The 734-nt window shown below is 66.8% G+C and carries 1 protein-coding gene; it reads left to right on the forward strand.

The genetic code is table 11. The annotated features are described in order from the left end of the window. Positions 1-734: aldehyde dehydrogenase family protein (locus QO207_RS31490; protein ID WP_301536139.1), on the forward strand; the 734-nt coding region annotated here is incomplete at both ends.

The raw sequence follows: 734 nt of genomic DNA on the forward strand, positions 1-734 counted from the left end.
GTTCGCGGTCACGCCGTGGAACTTCCCGGCGGCGATGATCACCCGCAAGGTGGCGCCGGCCCTGGCAGCCGGCTGCACGGTGATCGTCAAGCCGGCCGAGCAGTCGCCGATCACCGCCATCCTGCTGGAAAAGTACTGGCGCGAAGTCGGCGGCCCGGAAGGCACCTTCCAGGTCATCACTTCCAACCAGGCGGCGACTGTTTCGGCGGTGTATTTCAAGGATCGCCGCGTGCGCAAGCTGACCTTTACCGGCAGCACCGAGGTAGGCGTGCTGCTCTATCGCCAGTCCGCCGAGACCATGAAGCGGGTGTCCCTGGAGCTGGGCGGCCACGCGCCGTTCATTGTCTTCGCCGACGCCGATATCCGCCGCGCGGTGGACGACATCATGGCCTGCAAATTCCGCAACGCCGGGCAGACCTGCGTGTGCACCAACCGCATCTATGTGCACCGTTCCATCAGCGCGCAACTGCTGGAGACGCTGGCTGCGCGCGTGCAGGAACTGCGCGTGGGCGACCCCGCCGACAGCGCCACGCAGATCGGCCCGCTGGTGGATGAGCAGGGGTTGCGCAAGGTCAGCGAGCACATTGCAGACGCGCTCAGCCGTGGTGCGAGCGTGGTGGTCGGTGGCCAGGCGCTGGGCGGCCTTTATTACCAGCCGACCGTACTGCGCGACGTCGCGCCCGGCATGCGTATCCTCGAAGAGGAAACCTTCGGGCCGGTGGCACCGATCATCG

The sequence above is a fragment of the Pseudomonas sp. CAN1 genome (assembly GCF_030462585.1).
Classification (GTDB): Bacteria; Pseudomonadota; Gammaproteobacteria; order Pseudomonadales; family Pseudomonadaceae; genus Pseudomonas.